The following is a 2220-nucleotide window of genomic DNA, read 5'->3' on the forward strand; positions in this document are numbered from 1 at the left end:
TAAACTTCGCGTGAGATATAGCGCTTCAGACAGCGTATTGCTTCCATTTTTGTATGTCCTTCAGCTACTCGCCTGGCAACATATTCCTTCGTTTTATCGTCAGTTCGTAAACGTCCGATAGCGATGATGTGAAGTGCACTATTTGCAGCACGATCTCCACCCCGATTAAGTCGATAACGGTTCGTTTTTCCAGAAGAGACAGGAACCGGGCTGACACCACACAGTGCCGCAAAACCTGATTCGGATCTTAACCGTTGGGGATTGTCTCCGGCAGTGATCAGCAACTGCGAAGCGCTTTCGTATCCAATAGCATTACGTTTAATCAGTTCAGGTGCCAGCTCATCGACAATTGCCGCAATCATGACATCCAGATCAGCGATTTCGTCATGTAATTCGAGATAGCGTCGGGCAAGGGACTTTAATGAAATGCGATAAACGTTGGTAACATTGCGGTATTCACTGGCATCAGGTCTCCAGGATCCCAGAGTCCTGATGAGCTGCATGCGCGTCATATTTCTGAGCTGTTCACGTAATTCATCCGGGGCAGAGATAATATTGGAATGGATAATCTGGAGAGCGACTCTTCGGGCCGATATCGCTGTTTTGCGGCAAGTTTTTAACACCCGAAGAGACTCAATCATGCCATTGCGCGTTTTGGGTGTGACGGTTCTTATTCCGGAGAATGCGGCATGAGCAGCACACTCAGCATCAATCGTGTCACTTTTACCCCGTTTGCGTCGTTCCATCCGGTCTGGTGCGGTCACTTCAAGAACTTCTAACCCGGCATTCTGCAAATAGCGAAGCAGACCCGATCCATAGGTGCCTGTACACTCAACACCAATTCGCTTTAATGCCCCAAATGAGGTCATCCAGGCCAGCATCTGCCGGTAACCTTGTCGTGTTGTGGCAAAATACTGGGTCCCCAGGACTTTATTGTTCTGATCAACGACAGCGGCAACGTGCAGATCTTTATGTGTATCCACGCCACCCACAACGGCGGCTTCGGTAACTTTATCAGCCATGACAGAGCTCCTGTGAGGAAACAGAATTGAATCTCCAGACAGATACCCCGGACAGGACAGTAATGAGACAAGCCGTCAGGCCCTTCTTGAGTCACGCGCACCGGTGAGGAGATGCCTCGCATGAAGGCGCTTCCGGCAACCGACGGGTCCAGGGCAGGACACAAAAGGTCGATCGCTGTGTGAGTCAGGATGCGGGAAGGTCTTCACTGCATCAGTAATCACACCAATCGGGTTAAACGGCAAACTGAGTGGTGGTAAAGACTGACACCGGCATTATTACTGTCACTGTGGAACATCACTCCGGCTGGTTTACCGCGAGCTTCCCACGCCATTTCCAGCGCTTTGATGGTCAGCTTGCTGTCCGGTGAGAATGACATTGCCCAGCCCACCGGTTTCCTTGCGAACAGATCGAGAACAACAGCAAGGTAAGCCCAACGCTTGCCTGTCCAGATATACGTCACATCGCCGCACCACACCTGATTCGGTTCTGTCACTGCAAACTGTCGCTCAAGGCGATTCGGGATAGCGATGTGTTCATGACCACCACGTTTATATCGGTGGGTTGGCTGCTGACAACTCACCAGACCCAGTTCTTTCATGAGCCTTCCGGCAAGCCAGCGTCCCATTTTGAAGCCTCTCAGGGTTGCCATAATCGCGATACTTCTTGCGCCAGCAGAGCCATGGCTGATGTTATGCAGTTCCAGAACCTGACTGCGTAACACAGCCCGCCTGCCGTCTGGCTTTGCGGGGCTTTTTCCCCAGTATTTGTAGCTGCTGCGATGAACCCCGAACACGTGGCAAAGTGTGACCACAGGATACTGCGCTCTGAGTTTCCCGATTAACGAGAACTGTTCAGGGAGTCTGACATCAAGAGCGCGGTAGCCTTTTTTAATATGTCGTTTTCCATTTCAATGCGTTGTAGCTTTTTCTTCAGCTCACGTATTTCAATCTGTTCCGGGGTTATAGGGGAGGCTTTAGGTATTTTGCCCTGTCGTTCATCCCGCAACTGTTTTACCCATCGCGTCATGGTAGAAAGACCCACATCCATAGCACTGGCCGCAGCTGCAACGGTGTAGTTCTGATCAAGGACCAACTGAGCGGATTCGCGTTTAAACTCTGCGCTGAAATTTCTTTTTTTCATTGGGACACCTGTATTGTTCTGAGGTGAGCATATCACCTCTGTTCAGGTGGCCAAATT

At 50.5% G+C, this 2220-nt stretch carries 1 protein-coding gene and 1 pseudogene; both read right to left on the reverse strand.

Going from position 1 to position 2220, the window contains the following annotated elements; translation table 11 throughout:
- Positions 1 to 1022: IS110-like element ISEc21 family transposase (locus CJP72_RS24435; RefSeq protein ID WP_162383833.1), on the reverse strand; the 1022-nt coding region annotated here is incomplete at its 3' end.
- Positions 1023 to 1294: 272 nt separating this feature from the next.
- Positions 1295 to 2163 (reverse strand): annotated as a pseudogene (locus CJP72_RS24440) (IS3 family transposase); the annotation flags it as partial.
- Positions 2164 to 2220: the final 57 nt, after the last annotated feature.

This window comes from Citrobacter sp. NCU1 (genome assembly GCF_010231475.1).
Classification (GTDB): Bacteria; Pseudomonadota; Gammaproteobacteria; order Enterobacterales; family Enterobacteriaceae; genus Citrobacter_D.